15 protein-coding genes, 1 tRNA gene and 1 pseudogene are annotated in these 19,587 nt (G+C 50.1%); 9 read left to right on the top strand and 8 right to left on the bottom strand.

Going from position 1 to position 19,587, the window contains the following annotated elements; genetic code table 11:
• The first annotated feature begins 90 nt into the window (after positions 1 to 90).
• Entirely contained in the window at positions 91 to 1,482 is a 1,392-nt protein-coding gene (xanP, locus tag LG381_RS04800; protein ID WP_010352595.1) for a xanthine/proton symporter XanP, read from the top strand.
• Between the two features lie 120 nt (positions 1,483 to 1,602).
• On the top strand, positions 1,603 to 3,312 hold the full coding sequence (locus LG381_RS04795) for an AsmA family protein (protein ID WP_105279430.1): 1,710 nt from the start codon (positions 1,603 to 1,605) through the stop codon (positions 3,310 to 3,312).
• 52 nt (positions 3,313 to 3,364) lie between these two features.
• Here the strand turns inward: LG381_RS04795 and yicI are convergent, their stop codons facing one another.
• The gene (gene yicI / locus LG381_RS04790; RefSeq protein ID WP_225762084.1) at positions 3,365 to 5,683 is read right to left on the bottom strand and encodes an alpha-xylosidase; all 2,319 of its coding nucleotides are present in this window, start codon (positions 5,681 to 5,683) and stop codon (positions 3,365 to 3,367) included.
• Positions 5,684 to 5,988: 305 nt separating this feature from the next.
• Between yicI and LG381_RS04785 the strand changes: the two genes are divergently transcribed.
• Together LG381_RS04785 and LG381_RS04780 are read left to right on the top strand one after the other, a co-directional pair.
• Positions 5,989 to 6,083: transfer RNA gene (locus LG381_RS04785), tRNA-Sec, on the top strand.
• 200 nt (positions 6,084 to 6,283) lie between these two features.
• Positions 6,284 to 6,505: pseudogene (locus tag LG381_RS04780) on the top strand (DUF4942 domain-containing protein); the annotation flags it as partial.
• Between the two features lie 113 nt (positions 6,506 to 6,618).
• On the opposite strand, the gene fliB reads toward LG381_RS04780, so the two are convergent.
• Complete coding sequence (gene fliB / locus LG381_RS04775) at positions 6,619 to 7,836, bottom strand: flagellin lysine-N-methylase (RefSeq protein WP_225762083.1); 1,218 nt, start codon at positions 7,834 to 7,836, stop codon at positions 6,619 to 6,621.
• A 484-nt stretch (positions 7,837 to 8,320) separates the two neighbouring features.
• On the opposite strand from fliB, the gene LG381_RS04770 reads away from it, so the two are divergent.
• Entirely contained in the window at positions 8,321 to 9,223 is a 903-nt protein-coding gene (locus tag LG381_RS04770; RefSeq protein WP_225762082.1) for a carboxylate/amino acid/amine transporter, read from the top strand.
• A gap of 25 nt (positions 9,224 to 9,248) precedes the next feature.
• On the opposite strand, the gene nlpA is transcribed toward LG381_RS04770, so the two are convergent.
• Positions 9,249 to 10,067 (bottom strand): lipoprotein NlpA, encoded by an 819-nt coding sequence (gene nlpA, locus LG381_RS04765; protein WP_000779439.1) that lies wholly within the window; start codon positions 10,065 to 10,067, stop codon positions 9,249 to 9,251.
• A gap of 219 nt (positions 10,068 to 10,286) precedes the next feature.
• Here nlpA and yicS point away from each other — a divergent pair, with 219 nt between their 5' ends.
• Positions 10,287 to 10,580, top strand: a complete 294-nt coding sequence (gene yicS, locus LG381_RS04760) for a protein YicS (RefSeq protein ID WP_225762081.1) — start codon at positions 10,287 to 10,289, stop codon at positions 10,578 to 10,580.
• Positions 10,581 to 10,621: 41 nt separating this feature from the next.
• Here the strand turns inward: yicS and nepI are convergent, their stop codons facing one another.
• Positions 10,622 to 11,812, bottom strand: coding sequence for a purine ribonucleoside efflux pump NepI (nepI, locus tag LG381_RS04755; protein WP_105290429.1), 1,191 nt, complete (start codon positions 11,810 to 11,812; stop codon positions 10,622 to 10,624).
• A gap of 233 nt (positions 11,813 to 12,045) precedes the next feature.
• On the opposite strand from nepI, the gene LG381_RS04750 reads away from it, so the two are divergent.
• Together LG381_RS04750 and LG381_RS04745 are read left to right on the top strand one after the other, a co-directional pair.
• Positions 12,046 to 12,399 (top strand): type II toxin-antitoxin system RelE/ParE family toxin, encoded by a 354-nt coding sequence (locus tag LG381_RS04750; RefSeq protein WP_123056760.1) that lies wholly within the window; start codon positions 12,046 to 12,048, stop codon positions 12,397 to 12,399.
• Entirely contained in the window at positions 12,383 to 12,706 is a 324-nt protein-coding gene (locus LG381_RS04745; RefSeq protein ID WP_105280965.1) for a DNA-binding transcriptional regulator, read from the top strand. Before LG381_RS04750 ends, LG381_RS04745 begins: the two co-directional genes overlap by 17 nt.
• 136 nt (positions 12,707 to 12,842) lie before the next feature.
• Here LG381_RS04745 and LG381_RS04740 read toward each other — a convergent pair whose 3' ends face one another.
• Both LG381_RS04740 and adeQ read right to left on the bottom strand, forming a co-directional pair.
• Positions 12,843 to 13,295: a DUF1198 domain-containing protein gene (locus LG381_RS04740; protein WP_010344415.1), complete on the bottom strand. Its 453-nt coding sequence runs from the start codon at positions 13,293 to 13,295 to the stop codon at positions 12,843 to 12,845.
• A 52-nt stretch (positions 13,296 to 13,347) separates the two neighbouring features.
• The gene (gene adeQ / locus LG381_RS04735; protein WP_016159934.1) at positions 13,348 to 14,682 is read right to left on the bottom strand and encodes an adenine permease AdeQ; all 1,335 of its coding nucleotides are present in this window, start codon (positions 14,680 to 14,682) and stop codon (positions 13,348 to 13,350) included.
• 174 nt (positions 14,683 to 14,856) lie between these two features.
• On the opposite strand from adeQ, the gene adeD reads away from it, so the two are divergent.
• Entirely contained in the window at positions 14,857 to 16,623 is a 1,767-nt protein-coding gene (adeD, locus tag LG381_RS04730) for an adenine deaminase (protein WP_001065765.1), read from the top strand.
• A 43-nt stretch (positions 16,624 to 16,666) separates the two neighbouring features.
• Here adeD and uhpT read toward each other — a convergent pair whose 3' ends face one another.
• Together uhpT and uhpC are read right to left on the bottom strand one after the other, a co-directional pair.
• Positions 16,667 to 18,058: a hexose-6-phosphate:phosphate antiporter gene (gene uhpT / locus LG381_RS04725; RefSeq protein ID WP_000879190.1), complete on the bottom strand. Its 1,392-nt coding sequence runs from the start codon at positions 18,056 to 18,058 to the stop codon at positions 16,667 to 16,669.
• A gap of 202 nt (positions 18,059 to 18,260) precedes the next feature.
• On the bottom strand, positions 18,261 to 19,580 hold the full coding sequence (gene uhpC, locus LG381_RS04720; RefSeq protein WP_010350496.1) for an MFS transporter family glucose-6-phosphate receptor UhpC: 1,320 nt from the start codon (positions 19,578 to 19,580) through the stop codon (positions 18,261 to 18,263).
• Positions 19,581 to 19,587: the final 7 nt, after the last annotated feature.

Below are 19,587 nucleotides of genomic sequence, written 5' to 3'. Positions count from 1 at the left end.
TTTAAATATTTAGAAGAATGCATGGCAAACGTTTGCTTTTACCTTTCGGTCAGCTAAAATGCCCGCTTTGCCACCACGGGATTGTTTTCGATGTCTGTTTCCACCCTAGAGTCAGAAAATGCGCAACCGGTTGCGCAGACTCAAAACAGCGAACTGATTTATCGTCTTGAAGATCGTCCGCCGCTTGCTCAAACTCTGTTTGCCGCCTGTCAGCATCTGCTGGCGATGTTTGTCGCGGTAATCACGCCAGCACTGTTAATTTGCCAGGCGCTGGGTTTACCAGCACAGGACACGCAACACATTATTAGTATGTCGCTGTTTGCTTCCGGTGTGGCGTCGATTATTCAGATTAAAGCCTGGGGGCCGGTTGGTTCCGGGTTATTGTCTATTCAGGGCACCAGCTTTAACTTCGTTGCTCCGCTAATTATGGGCGGAACGGCACTGAAGACCGGTGGCGCCGATGTTCCTACCATGATGGCGGCGCTCTTCGGCACACTGATGCTGGCAAGTTGCACCGAAATGGTAATCTCCCGCGTTTTACATCTGGCGCGCCGCATTATTACGCCTCTGGTTTCTGGCGTCGTAGTAATGATTATCGGCCTGTCGCTAATACAGGTTGGGTTAACGTCCATTGGCGGCGGTTATGCGGCCATGAACGATAACACCTTTGGCGCGCCGAAAAACTTGCTGCTGGCGGGCGTGGTCTTAGCTTTAATCATTCTGCTTAACCGTCAACGTAACCCTTACTTACGCGTGGCCTCGCTGGTGATTGCGATGGCAGCCGGATATGCGCTGGCGTGGTTTATGGGCATGTTGCCAGAAAGCAACGAGCCGATGACGCAAGAACTGATTATGGTGCCAACACCGCTCTATTACGGGCTTGGTATTGAATGGAGTTTGCTGTTGCCGCTGATGCTGGTCTTTATGATCACCTCGCTGGAAACTATTGGCGATATCACCGCCACCTCCGACGTTTCCGAACAACCGGTTTCCGGTCCGCTGTACATGAAACGCCTGAAAGGCGGCGTACTGGCAAACGGCCTGAACTCGTTTGTATCGGCGGTGTTTAACACCTTCCCGAACTCCTGCTTCGGGCAGAACAACGGTGTGATCCAGTTGACCGGTGTTGCCAGCCGTTATGTCGGTTTTGTCGTCGCACTGATGCTGATTGTGCTCGGCCTGTTCCCGGCTGTGAGCGGTTTTGTGCAGCATATTCCGGAGCCGGTACTTGGCGGCGCTACGCTGGTGATGTTTGGTACTATCGCCGCATCAGGTGTGCGTATCGTTTCTCGTGAACCGCTGAATCGTCGGGCCATTCTGATTATCGCGCTGTCGCTGGCGGTCGGTCTGGGCGTTTCTCAGCAGCCGCTGATTTTGCAGTTTGCCCCTGACTGGCTGAAAAACCTGCTCTCCTCCGGGATCGCCGCTGGCGGTATCACTGCCATTGTGCTGAACCTGATTTTCCCGCCAGAAAAACAGTAATCCACTCACGGCGGTAAAATTCTTTACCGCCGTAGCCACTCGCTTTCTCCATTCCCGCCTTGAGGAATGCGCGTAAATCGTGCATAACTCCCTTATGTGCATTTCACGGGATGGAAGACCATGAAATTTATTGGGAAGCTGCTTCTCTACATTTTCATCGCGCTATTCGTGGCGATCGCTGGCCTCTATTTCCTGCTGCAAACCCGCTGGGGAGCAGAGCATATCAGCGCATGGATTTCCAGGAATAGCGACTATCATTTGACCTTCGGAGCGATGGATCACCGGTTTTCCGCACCATCTCATATCGTGCTGGAGAACGTCACATTCGGTCGCGATGGTCAACCCGCCACTCTGGTGGCGAAAAGTGTCGATATTGCGCTAAGTAGTCGGCAACTGAGCGAACCACGCCATGTCGATACTATCCTGCTGGAAAACGGGACGTTGAATCTCACCGACCAGACCGCGCCGTTACCGTTCAAAGCGGATCGTCTGCAACTGCGTGATATGGCGTTTAACAGTCCCAATAGCGAGTGGAATCTCAGCGCACAGCGAGTAAATGGCGGCGTCGTTCCGTGGTCGCCGGAAGCCGGTAAAGTCCTGGGCACGAAGGCTCAAATTCAGTTCAGTGCCGGCTCTCTGTCGCTCAACGATGTTGCTGCTACCAATGTACTGATTGAAGGCACTATTGATAACGATCGCGTCACGCTTACGAATCTGGGCGCCGATATCGCCCGTGGTTCATTAACTGGTAATGCGCAGCGTAATGCCGATGGTAGCTGGCAGGTAGAAAATCTGCGCCTGGCCGATATCCGTCTGCAAAGCGAAAAATCTCTGACCGATTTCTTTGCACCTTTGCGCTCTGTCCCGTCGTTGCAGATTGGCCGCCTTGAAGTGATCGACGCTCGCCTGCAAGGTCCGGACTGGGCGGTGACCGACCTCGATCTCAGCTTGCGCAACATGACCTTCATTAAAGATGACTGGCAGACGCAGGAAGGCAAGCTGTCAATGAACGCCAGCGAGTTTATTTATGGTTCGCTGCATTTATTTGACCCCATTATGAACGCGGAGTTTTCCCCACAGGGCGTCGCGCTTCGCCAGTTTACCAGCCGTTGGGAAGGCGGAATGGTACGAACGTCAGGGAACTGGCAACGCGATGGAAAAACGCTGCTCCTCGACGACGCAGCGATTGTCGGGCTGGAATTTACCTTGCCGAAAAACTGGCAACAGTTGTGGATGCAGCAAACTCCCGCCTGGTTAAACACTCTGCAACTGAAGAGATTTAGCGCCAGCCGCAACCTGATCATTGATATCGACCCTGACTTTCCGTGGCAGCTCACCGCGCTGGATGGTTATGGCGCGAATCTGACGCTGGTTGCCGAGCATAAGTGGGGGGTGTGGAGTGGCACGGCGAACCTGAATGCCGCCGCCGCAACGTTCAATCGTGTCGACGTTCGTCGTCCGTCGCTGGCGCTAACCGCCAATAGCAGCACGGTGAATATAAGCGAACTTAGCGCATTTACCGAGAAAGGCATTCTTGAAGCCACTGCCAGTGTCTCACAAACGCCGCAGCGCCAGACCCATATCAGCCTGAACGGACGCGGTGTGCCGATGAACATTTTGCAACAGTGGGGATGGCCAGAGTTACCTATTACGGGCGATGGCAATATTCAGCTCACCGCCAGCGGCGATATCCAGACCGATGTACCGCTAAAACCCACGGTTAACGGACAACTCCATGCTGTGAACGCTGAAAAGCAGCAGGTAACCCAAACCATGAATGCTGGCGTAGTTTCTAGTGGCGAAGTCACGTCAACGGAGCCAGTGCAGTAAAAATCAATCTCGCCGGGCACGACATAGCCGTACCCGGCATTTTTTCAACAAATTACAGCATAATTGTCAGTGAGTTACCCACTGGCGACACCACCACACCCAACTCAGTTCCGGTCTGCGAACCGCCTTGCAAACCATTTACTTTCGCAATATTACGCAAGCACAGTGTCCAGTTCTTCGCCTCGCCCGCGCCTGTCACGGTAATCGTATTGCCAGTACGCGCCGCTTTCAGGGTGAAGATCACCGAACCATCGGCGGCGGGCACTTCACAGACAGCTTCATGCCCGTCTTGCAGATTAAAAAGCTGGAAAGCCGTGCCTTCATGCCACGCGTAGTCGGGGCGTTGGTCATTGTTCCCCAGCGCCAGTAAGGTGTTGTCACGCACGTAAACCGGCAAACTAAGAAAATCATGCTGCTGTTTATGCCAACGGCTGCCTTCTGTTTCATCGTTATGCCACAGATGCGTCCAGCGACCTTCTGGCAGATAAAACTGTACATCGCCCACTTCAGAGAACACTGGCGCAACCATCACGCTGTCGCCCAACATGTATTGACGGTCAAGATAATCACAGGCCGGATCGTCCGGGAACTCCATCACCATTGCGCGCATCATCGGCGTACCCAGCGCGTTAGCACGAGCGGCTTCGCGGTACAGATACGGCATCATACGGCATTTAAGCTGAGTGAAATGGCGCACGACATCGCAGGATTCATCATCATAAGCCCACGGCACACGATAAGATTTGCTGCCATGTAAACGGCTATGGCTGGAGAGCAAACCAAATGCGCACCAGCGTTTGTAAACGTGCGCCGGAGCGGTGTTCTCAAAGCCACCGATATCGTGGCTCCAGAAACCAAAACCAGAAAGGCCAATAGACAAACCACCGCGCAGGCTTTCCGCCATTGATTCGTAGTTAGCGTAACAGTCGCCACCCCAGTGTACCGGGAATTTCTGCGCACCGACGGAGGCCGAGCGGGCAAACAAGACGGCTTCTTCCTCGCCGACGGTTTCCTTGAGCACGTTCCACACCAGTTCGTTGTAGATGTATGCATAATGGTTATGCATTTTCTGCGGATCGGAACCGTCAAACCACTGAACGTCTGTTGGAATACGTTCGCCAAAGTCGGTCTTAAAGCAATCGACGCCCATCGCTACCAGGCCTTTCAGTTTATCGGCGTACCATTTGCAGGCATCTGGGTTGGTAAAGTCATAAATCGCCAGACCTGGCTGCCATTTATCCCATTGCCATAACGAGCCGTCCGGGCATTTGAGTAAATATCCTTTCTCTTGCAACTCTTTAAATACCGGGGATTTTTGCCCTATATAGGGGTTAATCCAGACGCAGATTTTCAGCCCTTTCGCTTTCAGGCGGCGGATCATCCCTTCCGGGTCAGGGAAAGTTACCGGATCCCACTCAAAATCGCACCACTGGAAAGCTTTCATCCAGAAACAGTCGAAGTGGAAAACATGTAGCGGCAGATTCCGTTCCGCCATGCCGTCGATAAAGCTGTTTACCGTTGCTTCATCATAATTAGTGGTAAATGAAGTCGTTAACCACAAACCAAAGGACCATGCTGGCGGCAACGCCGGACGCCCGGTAAAACGGGTATAACGATCGAGCACCGCTTTCGGCGTCGGGCCATCGATAACAAAGTATTCGAGATATTCACCCTCAACGCTGAACTGTACTTTGGAGACTTTCTCCGATCCCACTTCAAACGAGACGCACTGCGGATGATTAACCAGCACACCGTAGCCACGGTTGGTGATATAGAACGGGATGTTTTTGTACGCCTGTTCGGTGCTGGTTCCGCCATCACGGTTCCAGGTTTCCACCGTCTGACCGTTACGCACCAGCGCAGTGAAGCGTTCCCCCAGACCGTATACCGTTTCACCGACACCGAGATCCAACCGCTCAAACATGTAGCTACGGTTGGTGTTGGTATCCTGTATATAGCCGTTATTTTTCAACTGGCTACCGGTAATACGCACACCATTGCGCAGAAAATCGAGCGACCAGAATTCCCCTTTGGTAACGCGAACACTCAAATTACCGCTCTTCAGCTCGGCATATTCACTCGTGTTTTGCATCTCCACCGGAACGTCATGCAACACATTAATCGGGTAATGCGGACCGCTATCCAGCGCCCCTTGAAAATGCTCAATCCGCACGCCAACCACACCTTCCTGAGGTGAAAAAAAGCGCAGCGTAAACAGCGGCGTATCCAACTGCCAGGTACGCTCCCGCACATCACGCGGCGCGGCATAAACCACCATCTCCTTTCCCCGGTGCTCAACATCAAAAACCTGGATGGGGTGAATCAAATTAAGACCAGGTTGAATAAGCCAGTTTCCATCGCTGATTTTCATAATCCGTTCCTTTCGTTCTGAAATTTTAGTTACCGCATGCATGACAAGTGAAGAAGGCGCCAGTCAGACAGCCCGAAAGTAAACCATCCTTAAGAGTGCGGATATTGCTATTTTTTGTTATCAACTTACGTTTCTTGTTTTCTGTGATCGCGGTAGCGCCAAAATGTAACTTATGGATTTGCTGAAGGTTTCTGTGAAAAGGATCATGGCAAGACGAAACGATACGGAAAAAAGTGTGATGGGGGATGTGATAAGGCGAGGAACTAGCTATAATGCGCCCCGCCTCCATGTAGCAATCGAGGCGCGGAAGATCGTCGTCTCCGGTGAGGCGGCTGGACTTCAAATCCAGTTGGGGCCGCCAGCGGTCCCGGGCAGGTTCGACTCCTGTGATCTTCCGCCAAAATGCCTCTACTGAACTCTCCCGACGTCAACAAATCCCCGTTTAATCCCATTTATATCAAGCCTTCCTTGTATTCTGAGGTCAATCAACTTCAAACTAAATCACGTTGTTTTTGGGGTGCATTAGGGGGTGTTATTTTCCCGTCAAAACTTCAGCACCCCCATAATGTTTAAAATGTGATGTATAACAATAGGTTTCAGCTGGATGGCAACCCCATCCCCGATAACCGGCATGACGTTGCGATTCGGTTTATGGACTTCGTTCGTGCTCACCCGCATGAGTAGGTATTTGATGACGATTTATTTGTCATCCGCTATTACCAGAAAGGCAGTGGGCATATCACATTCAAGTGACTGGCACTGGTGGATAAGATGAATGACATTGTAGCGAAGCACTATCCGTCAGCGTTATCAGCAAAATAACACTGTTCACATACAGTTCTCTGGCATACTACGTGGGTTATAGCATTACGGATTTGATTTTAACGGAGGCGACATGTCAGACAAAGACTTAACCCAGTCCCCGGCAGGCGAATTTAACAAATCAACAGCAGGCAGGAGAGATCGTCCCCGGCATTGATCATGTCAATCGCTTTATCCATCCGCTGATTGATAATTGGCGAATGCAAGGTTTTCTCGGCAAGGCTCGCCACAATCTTCAGCACCGTTGCCTCATCAGGAGTTGCTTCCAGCGATGTCACACTCAACAAATGCTTTATATAGAAATAATCGAGGATTAAACGGTAAACCTGGCGCATGATCGTTGAGAAATCAGCATCCGGAAAATGACAGTGGTAAATTTTGTAGGTCAGTAAATTGCGCAATACATGCGGGGCGCTGAGGATAGAATCCTGGCAAAGCTGCTGCCATTGCTTATCCAGAACTGCAAACTTATCGACCAGATCCTGCTTATCCGTGCTGGCTGTAATGTTTAAATACACTGCCATCTTCCGATGCACCCCAGCGATAATGTTATCCCTGGCGCCTTCATTCGCGATAAGTGAACCCAATGCCGACAGCGCGCGCACCTTCAATCCAACCGACTCCGTTGACGTTGAGCGATGAATCAAACTTATACCTGCCGCCAGCTCGCTTAATAGTTCCTGATGATACTGTTCGGCCTGCGCAAAATGGCGATGCAGATCGAACTCAATGCGTTGCAAGTAAACCATAAACTGTGCCAGCGCCATCAGGTTCTCTTCAACGTTCAACGATGGCGACTGTAGAAGGTGCCAGGCAAAGAGATGCACAATCTGTTGGATCTGATTAACCGGCTGCTGCCGGGCGATGATATTGTTTTTCGCCTTCGCCAGCAGCTCATCTTGTTCATGCACTAACATGCTGTCGGCATCGAACAATACCAGCCGGGCTACTTCCGGACATGAAAGCGTCATCGAATAACGAGTTGTATCCGCGTAGTGCTTTTTACAACGTGGATAAGTAGAACAGGTAACTGAAAGCGCGTTGCCTCCCAGCTCGCGATGAACCAGGCAGAGTTTATTTTCGTCGAGAAACGGACACTGCCCCTGCGCGTCCAGCTTAATTCTCGAATATCTTTGTTTACCTTTTCGCACCAGCATCAAATTCTCTTTCGCCAGCCTGGAAATTTCCGGATGGTGTGCGTTGAGGTAATCATGATGAGTTTTCTTGTCGATATCTATTTGCCATCCCTGACAACAGGAAATCAGGCAGTCAGGTCCGACACAGGAAAACTTCTTCACAAACTCGGGTTTGATCACTTTATGGATTTGCATAACATTCTTCGCGTTTAAAAAGCGAACAGTAACATGCTGTCAGAAAAAAATGATAACGCCATAACATGACGGTTTAATAAGCATTTCACGCGTTTCATAAAGATAAAAATAATGCTCGACCTCATCAAATTACCCACGCTATTTGTCAGCGACGCTAATGCAAAAATATTTCGTTGCGACGTGATAAGAGATTTCAATGCTTTTGAATAACGACCGACGCAAACTATGAAGGATACTTATGAGAAAAATATTTATGATTCCGACGAGGATAATATAAAAGCCTCACGGTCGATTTTATTTTCAGATTGCTTCTGGCTGGCGATAATAATGTCAGACGTATCAATGGTCTGCCTGTTATTGCTCAAGATGCGTAACTATTGCTGAAAGGCAACATAAATATGCCTTATATGAACAGAGCCATCCTTGCCATTTTTGCTATCATGCCTGCATACATAAATGACAAAACCGTATGTAGAGGGGAAAAATGGGTTCCACCAGAAAGGGGATGCTGAACGTTCTAATTGCCGCCGTATTGTGGGGAAGTTCAGGTGTCTGCGCACAATACATCATGGAGCAAAGCCAGATGTCATCGCAGTTTCTGACTATGACGCGACTGATATTTGCCGGTTTTATTCTGCTAACGCTCTCCTTTGTCCACGGCGATAAAGTCTTCTCAATCATTAAAAATCATAAAGATGCCATCAGCCTGCTGATTTTTTCCGTTGTTGGCGCACTGACCGTCCAGCTTACTTTCTTACTGACAATTGAAAAATCCAATGCCGCTACAGCAACGGTGCTGCAATTTTTATCACCAACGATTATCGTGGCATGGTTCTCACTGGTACGTAAATCACGCCCCGGCATCCTGGTTTTTTGCGCCATTCTGACATCGCTGATTGGTACGTTTTTATTGGTGACGCACGGTAATCCGACGTCATTATCGATCTCTCCTGCTGCGTTATTCTGGGGTATCGCCTCGGCATTTGCTGCCGCATTCTATACAACATACCCCTCAACGCTCATTTCCCGTTACGGCACGTTGCCAGTGGTCGGCTGGAGTATGCTCATTGGAGGTCTGATCCTGTTGCCCTTTTATGCCGGACAAGGAACAAATTTCGTGGTTAATGGCAGCCTGATTCTGGCATTTTTCTATCTGGTGGTAATTGGAACTTCGCTAACCTTTAGTCTGTATCTGAAAGGCGCACAGTTAATTGGCGGGCCAAAAGCCAGCGTTTTGAGCTGTGCAGAACCATTAAGTAGCGCGCTGCTCTCTTTGCTGTTGCTGGGGATCACTTTCACATTACCTGACTGGCTGGGAACGCTGCTGATTCTGTCATCGGTGATTTTGATTTCAATGGATTCCCGCCGCCGCGCCAGAAAAATGTGATCGTCTGGCGCGGCGCGGTTGATAATTACCAGCCCGGCACCGCGCCACCGTTAAAGATAGTTTCTGCCGCTTTAGCAACTTCTGGTGATTGATAAGATTGCAAAAATTCCTTCACGTTTTCTGCATCCTTGTTATCTTCCCGCGCCACCAGAATGTTCACATACGGCGAATTTTTATCTTCAATAAATACGCTGTCATGCACCGGAGAAAGCCCGGTTTGCTGAATATAAGTCGTGCTGATAATCGCCACATCCACTTTCGGGTCGTCCAGTACACGCGGCAACTGTGCCCCCTCCAGTTCCATTATCTGCAAATGACGCGGGTTATCGGTAATATCCAATGCCGTTGGCAGTAAACCTTTCCCTTCTTTCAACGTAATCAGTTTCTCTTTTTGCAACAGTAACAGCGCCCGCCCAAGGTTGGTCGGATCATTCGGAATCGCCACTGTCGCCCCATCTTTTAGCTGATCGACCGTTTTAATTTTTTTCGAATATCCCGCCATGGGGAATACAAAGGTATTCCCCACCGCCACCAGTTTATAACCGTGCGCCTGATTATCCTGTTCAAGGAAAGGGCGATGCTGGAATACATTGGCATCCAGTTCACCATGATCTGTTGCATCGTTCGGCAGCAATGAACCGCTAAATCCAATCAGTTCAACCTCAAGGCCATACTTCTCTTTAGCCACTTTTTTTGCGACTTCCGCCACATCTTGTTCGGCACCGTTTATGACGCCAACTTTAATGTGTTTGGTATCGCTGCTTTGCTGGTCGCAGCCTACCAGTAGTATTCCTGCCAGTAATAACGCTGCTCCTGTTCGTAGATGATGTGTTGTCAGTTTCATTTTTTATCCTTTTATTAATGATGACCTGACTATAGCGGTAAGGTCGCTGCGGTTAAAAAACGAAATGCTATCGATAAGAAGAAAAAGGAATAAAAGAGGAATATAAGGTCTGGCACTTCTTACTGAATACTAAAACGCGTTTCGTACAGCATGATTAGAGCGATGAAAACAAACTACACTTATGCTTCATTCGATGCCATTTGTAAAAAGGTAGAACTCATGAAACCAACGACGCTGCTTCTTATTTTCGCTGTTTTCGCGATGCCGGGTATGGTGTATGCCGAGTCGCCTTTTAGCTCGTTACAATCGGCGAAAGAGAAAGATACGGTATTACAGGATTTGCGAAAAATTTGTACCCCGCAGGCATCGTTATCAGATGAAGCGTGGGAAAAGTTAATGTTGTCTGATGAAAGCAATAAACAACACATACGCGAAGCCATCGTGGCGATGGAGCGTAATAATCAGAGTAACTACTGGGAAGCGTTGGGCAGGGTAGAATGCCCGGATATGTAAGAGCGGCAACAGCCACTGACCAACACTTCTTTAACCTGATATCAGGATTTCTTCATTTTCACTTTTGCAGTAACCAACAGCGCGGTAAGCAACATCAACGTGCCAGACAATATTAACGGCGAAGTCAGACCAATGTTATCCAGTGCATAACCACCAATTGCCGCGCCGCAGGTATTGGCAAGCTGAATAACAGCCACCTGAATAGATCCCGCCTTTTCTGCCTGATCGGCTAATGAGCGGGTGATCCACGTTGACCAGCCCACGGGAATTAAAGCAAAGGTCAGCCCCCAGATAATCGCCACACCGGTAGCAATAATTTTATCGCTTCCCCACAACGTCAGTACCAGTGCACTAAGAGCAAGCACTAACGGTGCTCCCGCTAAGGCCAGTTTTACTGAACGTTTAAGAATGATCGACGAAAGCGACGTACCGACAAAACTGGCGATACCAAAACTCAACAGCACCAGCGTTAAGCCATCTACGCCGAATCCCGCCAGATTCATATATACCGGTCGAATATAGGTGAAGAAAGCGAATTGCCCCGCAAAGGACATAAAGATAGCGATCATCCCGGCCATCACCCCCGGACGCTGCAACAGACGGAAGGTATTTTGTTTCTGATGCGAGGGTTCGCCAGGCAGCGAAGGCAATGATTTGATAATCCAGATAATACACAGCACGCCCATCACCGCTGCCGCATTAAAGACATTGCGCCAGCCGATAAGCTCGCCTAAAAAGCTGCCTAACGGCGCGGCAATCACCAGCGCAATAGAAACCGCGCCGAAGATCACCGACAGCGCCTTCGGCACCGTACGAGGCGGCACCAGACGCATGGTCAGTGACGCTGACATCGCCCAGAATCCGCCCAGCGCCAGCCCCAGACAGGCTCGACCGATTAATAACATTCTGAACGAGCTGGCAAAGGAAACCAGTAAGCAAGAGAGCGTCAGCAAAACGGCGAACAAAATAACAACGTAGCGGCGGTCGGTGGCCTGAATTGTCTGGGTAATAAACAAACTGGCAAACATCGCCACAAAGGCGGTCACGGTCACCGATTGCCCGGCAAGCCCTTCCGAAATGCCTAAATCCTGCGCCATCGGCGTCAGCAAACTGACAGGTAAAAACTCAACGATAATCAGGCAGGCGACGCAAAACGCCACCGAGAAAACGGCTGACCAGTTCGGTCGGGTGATGGCATCCGCGCCACAGTTTTCTTCGATATGTTCACTCATGGTGTTACCCGTGGCATGTTTCAGGGGAAAAGCCGGTCAGTCTAGCATTGAAATGTGTGACGCATTTAACGTTTTTGCAACCTTTACGGTGTCGTGGGAAAAATTCGAGGCTGCTCGAGGAAATAAAAATCATATGGCAAGGTGATATGCATTTACGCGATTTAGTTGGGAACAAGGGATAAAGTATCGCACTTAGTGATATACTTTAATAACCGTACCTCAACGATATGCGTGTGTTTAAAACTAAATGGTTTGCAAGGGAAGCGAAGTCTCATGCAATAACAGATGAAGAGTTGTGCCAGGCCATTTTAGAAACAGATCAGGGTAAAGCTGATGCGCTTGGTGGTAGCGTTTTTAAAAAGCGCCTTCACCAAAATCGTGAGCGTGCAATTATTCTGGCGAAAGGGGTTAGCAATTGGTTTTACACGTTTTTATATGCAAAACAGGATATGTCGAACATCAATAGTCAGGAACTGTCTGGATTTCGTGAACTCGCAAAGCATTATGCCTTCCTGACGAAAGCCCAACTGACGGTCATGATTAACAGTAAAGAACTGACAGAGATTTGCTATGACTGCAAAAACTAAATTCAAAAGTCCTGCATTTGAGGCCATTCACAGCGCGGCTGCTGGATTGTCCCGCGTTGATGTCATTTCTGCCGAAACAATGCGTACTTTTGACAAAACCTGCCTGACCAGCGTGCCAGACTTACAACCTGTTGAGATAAAAGCACTGCGGGAAAAATTAAAAGTGAGTCAACCCGTCTTCGCTCACTATCTCAATACTAGCGTTTCAACTGTACAAAAATGGGAAAGCGGCGCTAAGCGCCCCAGCGGTATGTCATTAAAACTGCTTAGTATTGTGCAAAAACACGGGTTAGAGGTGCTGCTGTAAATAGAACGTAGGAATGCGTCCGCCTACTGTCAGATCCCATAGCGGATACGGCGTGAACGCCTTATTTGCCCTACAGGTTAGACGTGGGTATGTAGGCATGATAAGACGCGCCAGCGTCGCATCAGGCAAAGCGGTTTTAATGCAGCCAGTGAACGCCCTCGGCAGGCTGAAAGAACGCGTTATAGCGCATCTGGAAAGCGTTAATCTCCTGCATTTCAGGTTCTGTTTCGCGCAGAAAACCCAGCGCCAGCCTGACCTGTGCGTCGGTAATGGGAGCTGCGAGGCGGGCTTTTTGTAAAATTCGATGCCATTGCAACAGGTTCTGTTCGCTACCATCGACAATGACAATTTGCCAGATGAGCAACACCTGCGCGGCGTTTTGCAAATGCGACTCATCCGGGCGATGCAGATAACGTAAAAATTCGTCACCCGCTGACTTTCCCATCTGATCGACCATCGATTCGACGGGTACGACATCAATATTCAGCCGATCGCTGAGACGGCGAATCGCCTTTCTGGCCCCGGATGTCAGCACCCGAAAACCAACCACAAACACCACCGCCAGTGTGGCAAGCATTATCCAGATCATGAGTTCTCCTGCGTAACCGACACTCATGATATCTGGAAACACTTATCAGATACTAATCCACCAGGATGATTTTCAGCGCAAACAGCGCCGCTACAACCACCACACACAGGTTCAGATCGCGCCATCGTCCGGTACAAACTTTCATAATGCAGTACGACATAAAGCCCAGCGCGATACCTTCAGTGATCGAGAAAGTAAAGGGCATCATCACCGTAGTAATAAATGCGGGCACCGATTCGGTAAAATCATCCCAGTTAACGCGCGCCAGACTTGAGGTCATTAACACGCCCACGAAGATGAGCGCCCCGGCAGTCGCATAGGGTGGAACCATTGCCACCAGCGGTGAGAAGAACATAACCAACAGGAACATAACGCCGACCACAACCGCAGTCAGCCCCGTGCGGCCACCGACCGCCACACCAGAAGTACTTTCAATATAGGCGGTAACAGACGAGGTGCCGATAAACGCACCCGCCACCGAACTGACGCTATCGACATACAGCGCCTTATTCATATTGGGGAATTTACCGTTACTATCTATTAAGCCAGCTTTATCAGTTACCCCAATTAATGTTCCTGATGAATCAAATAGGTTGATCAGCATAAAGGAGAAAATGATACCGGCAAGTTCAAGCGACAACGCGCCGCTCAAATCGACTTCACCAATGACACCGCTAATATCGGGTGGAATGGAATAGATGCCGCTAAAATGAACATCACCGAAAAATAATCCACAGCAGGAAGTAACAACAATAGAAACCAACACCGCCGCATGAAAATTACGTGATGACAACACGGTTATAATAAAAAAACCTAAAATACCTAACAACACGCCGTGAGAACTTAAATCGCCAATCATAACCAGCGTATCTTTATTGGCGACAATAACACCGGTATTTTTTAATCCCATCAAGGCAATAAATAACCCGATACCACTGGTGATACCAATACGTAAACTTAATGGAATGTTGGAAATCATCCAGTAACGGATACGAAAGAGCGTGAGCAAAAACAGTCCGATTGCGCCCCAGAATATGGCTCCCATCCCGGTCTGCCAGGAGATCCCCATCGCCCCCACGACCACGAAGGCAAAGAAGGCGTTCAGCCCCATTGCCGGTGCCAGCGCCACGGGTAAGTTAGCAAATATCCCCATCGCAATACTGCCAATACCGGCAATTAAACAGGTGGTGACAAATACCACTTTCGGGTCCATTTGTGCCGCGCCAAGGATTTGCGGGTTAACAAAAACGATGTACACCATGGTTAAAAAAGTGGTCATCCCCGCAATCAATTCTGTGCGGACGGTGGTTCCATGTTGAGGAAGTTTAAATAATCGCGAAAGCGTCCCTGATTCATTACTCACGTAATCGGTATTGTCATTATTCATTTTTTTGTCCATTGAAGGAAATTTAAATCCTTGCTTTTGTAAAACAAATGACAACACTGGTTCAGTGATAATTATCACATTTCAATTGCACATTAATGGATATTCTTTAATAATCTCGCGACGTTTCTTTATGATAAATAATAATCAATTTGATAAAATCAAAATGAGAAAAACATGAATAATTCTATTAGCCATAAATTTCATTACATTAGTCGGAGCGAATACCAGGAATTGTTAGCCGTATCCCGTGGCGAAGCCGTTGCCGATTATATTATTGATAATGTCTCTATTTTGGATCTGATCAATGGCGGAGAAATTTCCGGCCCGATTGTGATTAAAGGGCGTTACATTGCTGGTGTTGGCGCAGAATACGTCAACGCTCCGGCTTTGCACCGAATTGATGCTAACGGCGCAACGGCAGTACCAGGATTTATTGATGCTCACCTGCATATTGAATCCAGCATGATGACGCCAGTCACCTTTGAAACCGCCACCCTGCCACGCGGCCTGACAACTGTTATTTGCGATCCCCATGAAATCGTCAATGTCATGGGCGAATCCGGATTCGCCTGGTTTGCTCGCTGCGCAGAACAGGCAAAGCAGAATCAGTATTTGCAAGTCAGCTCTTGCGTACCCGCACTGGAAGGCTGCGATGTAAACGGCGCCAGTTTTACTCTCGAACAGATGCTCGCCTGGCGAGATCACCCGCAGGTTACCGGCCTCGCGGAAATGATGGACTACCCTGGCGTAATTAGCGGGCAGGATGCGCTGCTCGATAAACTGGACGCGTTTCGCCATCTGACGCTGGACGGTCACTGCCCCGGTTTAGGCGGTAAAGAACTTAACGCCTATATTGCTGCCGGTATTGAAAACTGCCATGAGAGCTATTTGCTGGAAGAAGGCCGTCGGAAATTACAACTCGGCATGTCGTTGATGATCCGCGAAGGATCCGCTGCCCGCAACCTCAACGCGCTGGCTCCGTTAATCAACGAATTTAATAGCCCGCAATGTATGCTCTGTACCGATGACCGTAACCCGTGGGAAATCGCCCATGAAGGGCATATCGATGCCTTAATTCGCCGCCTGATCGAACAGCACAATGTGCCGCTGCATGTGGCATATCGCGTCGCCAGTTGGTCAACAGCGCGCCATTTTGGTCTTAATCATCTCGGTTTACTGGCGCCCGGCAAGCAGGCCGATATCGTCCTGTTAAGTGATGCGCGTAAGGTCACGGTGCAGCAGGTACTGGTGAAAGGCGAACCGATTGACGCGCAAACCTTGCAAGCACAAGAGTCGGCGAGACTGGCGCAATCCGCCCCACCGTATGGCAATACTATTGCTCGCCAGCCGGTTTCCGCCAGCGACTTTGCCCTACAATTTACGCCCGGAAAACGCTATCGGGTCATTGACGTTATCCATAATGAGCTGATTACGCACTCCCGCTCCAGCGTCTATAGCGAAAATGGTTTTGATCGCGATGATGTGTGCTTTATTGCCGTGCTTGAGCGTTACGGGCAACGACTGGCTCCGGCCTGTGGTTTGCTTGGGGGCTTTGGTCTGAATGAAGGTGCACTGGCTGCGACGGTTAGCCATGACAGCCATAACATTGTGGTGATCGGTCGTAGTACGGAAGAGATGGCGCTGGCGGTAAATCAGGTGATTCAGGATGGCGGCGGGCTGTGTGTGGTGCGTGACGGTCAGGTGCAGAGCCATCTACCGTTGCCCATTGCCGGCCTGATGAGCACCGACACGGCGCAGTCGCTGGCGGAGCAAATTGACGCCCTGAAAGTTGCCGCCCGCAAATGTGGTTCGTTACCGGATGAACCGTTTATTCAGATGGCGTTTCTTTCCCTGCCAGTGATCCCCGCGTTGAAACTGACCAGCCAGGGGTTGTTTGATGGCGAGAAGTTTGCCTTCACTACGCTGGAAATTGCGGAATAAAAAAATGCCCGGCGTCATGCCGGGCAAAAGTCACCAGTTACGTTTATGCCACTGTCAACTGCTGAATTTTTTTCTCGCGGCGGATTTTGCGTTCTTCCATCACCGCGACTATCGCCATCAGACAGATACAGCCAATTGCGGCGATATCCAGCGCGGCGAAGGTTCCAGCCCAGCCGGTGAGGCCGAATACCGGAGTACCATCGGCAATCATCCCCAGACCTAACTTGGCAAAGCTGTCACCAATCAGGTAGGCGAAGGTGCCTTTAATCCCGTCGGCAGCGCCGATCGCTTTTTTCGGTACAAAGCCAACAGCCGCCACGCCAATCAACAGTTGCGGACCAAATACCAGGAAACCTAATGCAAAGAGAGAAGCCAGGTAGATATATTGATTGCTGGCGTGCTGATACACACCGAGTGTCGCGATAATCAGCGCCAGCGCGATGCAGGCTACAAGACCACGGCGACCGTTCGCCAGGTCAGAGAGCCAGCCCCACAGCAGCGTACCGACCAGTGCGCCTGCTTCAAACAGCGTAAAGCCCTGAATCGCCACCGCTTTAGAGAGTTTCAGTTCCTGGAACGCGTACACGGTTGACCACTGGTCGATACCAATACGCACCACGTACAGGAAAATGTTGGCGAAGCACAGCAGCCAGATCACTTTGTTTTTCAGCACATACTCAACAAAGATCTGCCACTTGGTCATATCCGTGGATTCCGTCTCTTTGTCCTCTTCGCTGATCTCTTCACCAAACAGTTCTTCGGCTTTACCGAGGCCATACGCTTCAGGGGAGTCACTGCCGTAACGCAGGCCGATAAAACCGACAATCAGCGCGATAATCGACGGGAAAATAAACATGCCGATCACATGACCGTCGAACAGGTAATTTGCGCCGAACAGCGCCACACCCGCCGCGCCCGCACCGCCGAGGTTGTGGGAAATGTTCCAGAAACCGAGAAACGTCCCGCGCTTACGACGCGGCGTCCATTTGGTGATGGTGGAATAACTGCATGAGCCGCCAGTACTCTGGAAAAAGCCGCTTAAGGCGTAAAACGCAATCATCAGGAACAGGCTAACCGATCCGCTGCCCATACTGGCACTGAAGCCCAGCATACAAATGGCAGAGAGGATCAGCATGAAAGGCAGGAACTGTTTGGTGTTTTTGCCGTCGGCGTAGTAGGAGACCAGCGTTTTACCCACGCCATAAGTGATGGAGAAGCCCAGGCCGATCATCCCCAACTGCGTCATGCTCAACCCGTAAGTGGAGATCATGTCGTTCTGCGCAATGTTAAAGTTCTTGCGAATCAGATACATCGTCAGGTAGCCAATAAAGACCACCAGGTAGGATTGCATGAACGGTTTGAACCACATTTTGCGCCGCACTTCGAGCGGAAGATCCAGAGTCGGCTTGCGAACCTGGTTGAGGAAAGCCAGCATGGGTTACTCCTGATTTCCCATCATTCTTCAAGCCGCAGGTGCTTTAGCTGCATGTATTCCTGCAACTTGAATTAATTGGGGAAAGAATTAATGAATGATGGCATTGTAAAAATCAGCAGCCAATCAGGCCTGAGATAGTGTCCAGGCAAAACCTGGAAAATTTCTTAGTTTTGCCGGATATGAGGTAAAAAGGTGAGATGTATCACGCTTCGCGCGGTGCCTGAGCATTCAAAAAGGGCAGTAATAGCAAGGCCGAGATCCCGGCGGCAATGGAGATAACCACAAAAAAACCGCTCCAGTGCCAGGTATCGAGCACTTTCGCCAGCGGCCAACCAGCAAGCGACGCCCCCAGGTAAGCAAACAAGCCGACAAACCCCGTCGCCGCCCCTGCAGCTTCTTTGTGGGAACACTCTGCTGCCGCCATACCGATTAACATCTGTGGGCCAAAAACAAAAAAACCAATGGTGAAGAAGCAAGTCGCCTGCATCACGTAGCTGGCAAACGGCATTAGCCACAGCGAGCCGACTGATAGCAAAATCCCGGCGGCGAAAATCAAATTCATCGGCCCACGGTTGCCGTTAAACAGTTTGTCCGAACCCCAACCGGCAACCAGCGCACCGATAAATCCGCCCAGTTCAAACATCGTCACCGCCGTATTCGCCGTGACCAGATCGACGCCCAGCGTCTCGGACATGTACAAGTTGCCCCAGTCGTTGATCGCTGCGCGAACCACGTAGACCAGCACGTAGCAGAACGAAAGCAACCAGATATACGGATTCAGCAACACATATTTGGTGAGGATCTCTTTACGCGTCAGCCCTGCGCCCTCCTGCTGCTGGGCGACCTCCAGCGCGTCGTGTCGCCATTCGCCGACCGCCGGTAAACCTAATGCCTGCGGGCGATCGCGCAGTCGCCAGCAAAGAAAAATCCCCACGACTATCGCCATACAACCGGCAACCATCATCCCGATACGCCAGCTGTAATGCAGCGCAACTGCCGCCATCACAATAGGGATCAACGCGCCGCCAACGTTATGCGCCGTGTTCCATAACGCCCACCAACCGCCGCGCTCGGTACGTGAATACCAGGCGGTTAACAGCCGCGCACAAACCGGCGAACCCCAGCCCTGGAAAAAAGCGTTCAACACCCAGAGCACGGCAAACGCCCATAGCGAAGTGGAAAATCCAAACAGAATGTTGATGATGCCAGTCGCAATAAGCCCCATCCCCATAAAATAACGCGCATTTGAGCGGTCGCTGACAATGCCGGAAACAAACTTCGACAAACCGTAGGTGATGTAAAACAGGGTTGCTAACAGGCCGATATCGCTACGACTTAGCACGCCAGTGGCAAGGATTTCTGGCATAGCGGCGTTAAAACTCTTACGCGTGAAATAAAACAGCGCATAGCCCAACCAGATTGTCAGCAAAATATGCCGACGCCAGTAACGATAGCGGGCATCAATTTCACGTTTATCGCTTATCAGCGGCGCGTCGGCAGGTGCTTTCAGGAACTGCAACATCATCAAG

Origin of the sequence: Escherichia sp. Marseille-Q3837 (assembly GCF_916618735.1) — a bacterium.
Taxonomy (GTDB): Bacteria; Pseudomonadota; Gammaproteobacteria; order Enterobacterales; family Enterobacteriaceae; genus Escherichia; species Escherichia ruysiae.
Note: the sequence above shows the minus strand (reverse complement) of the source record. Positions and strands in the feature narration are given on the sequence as shown.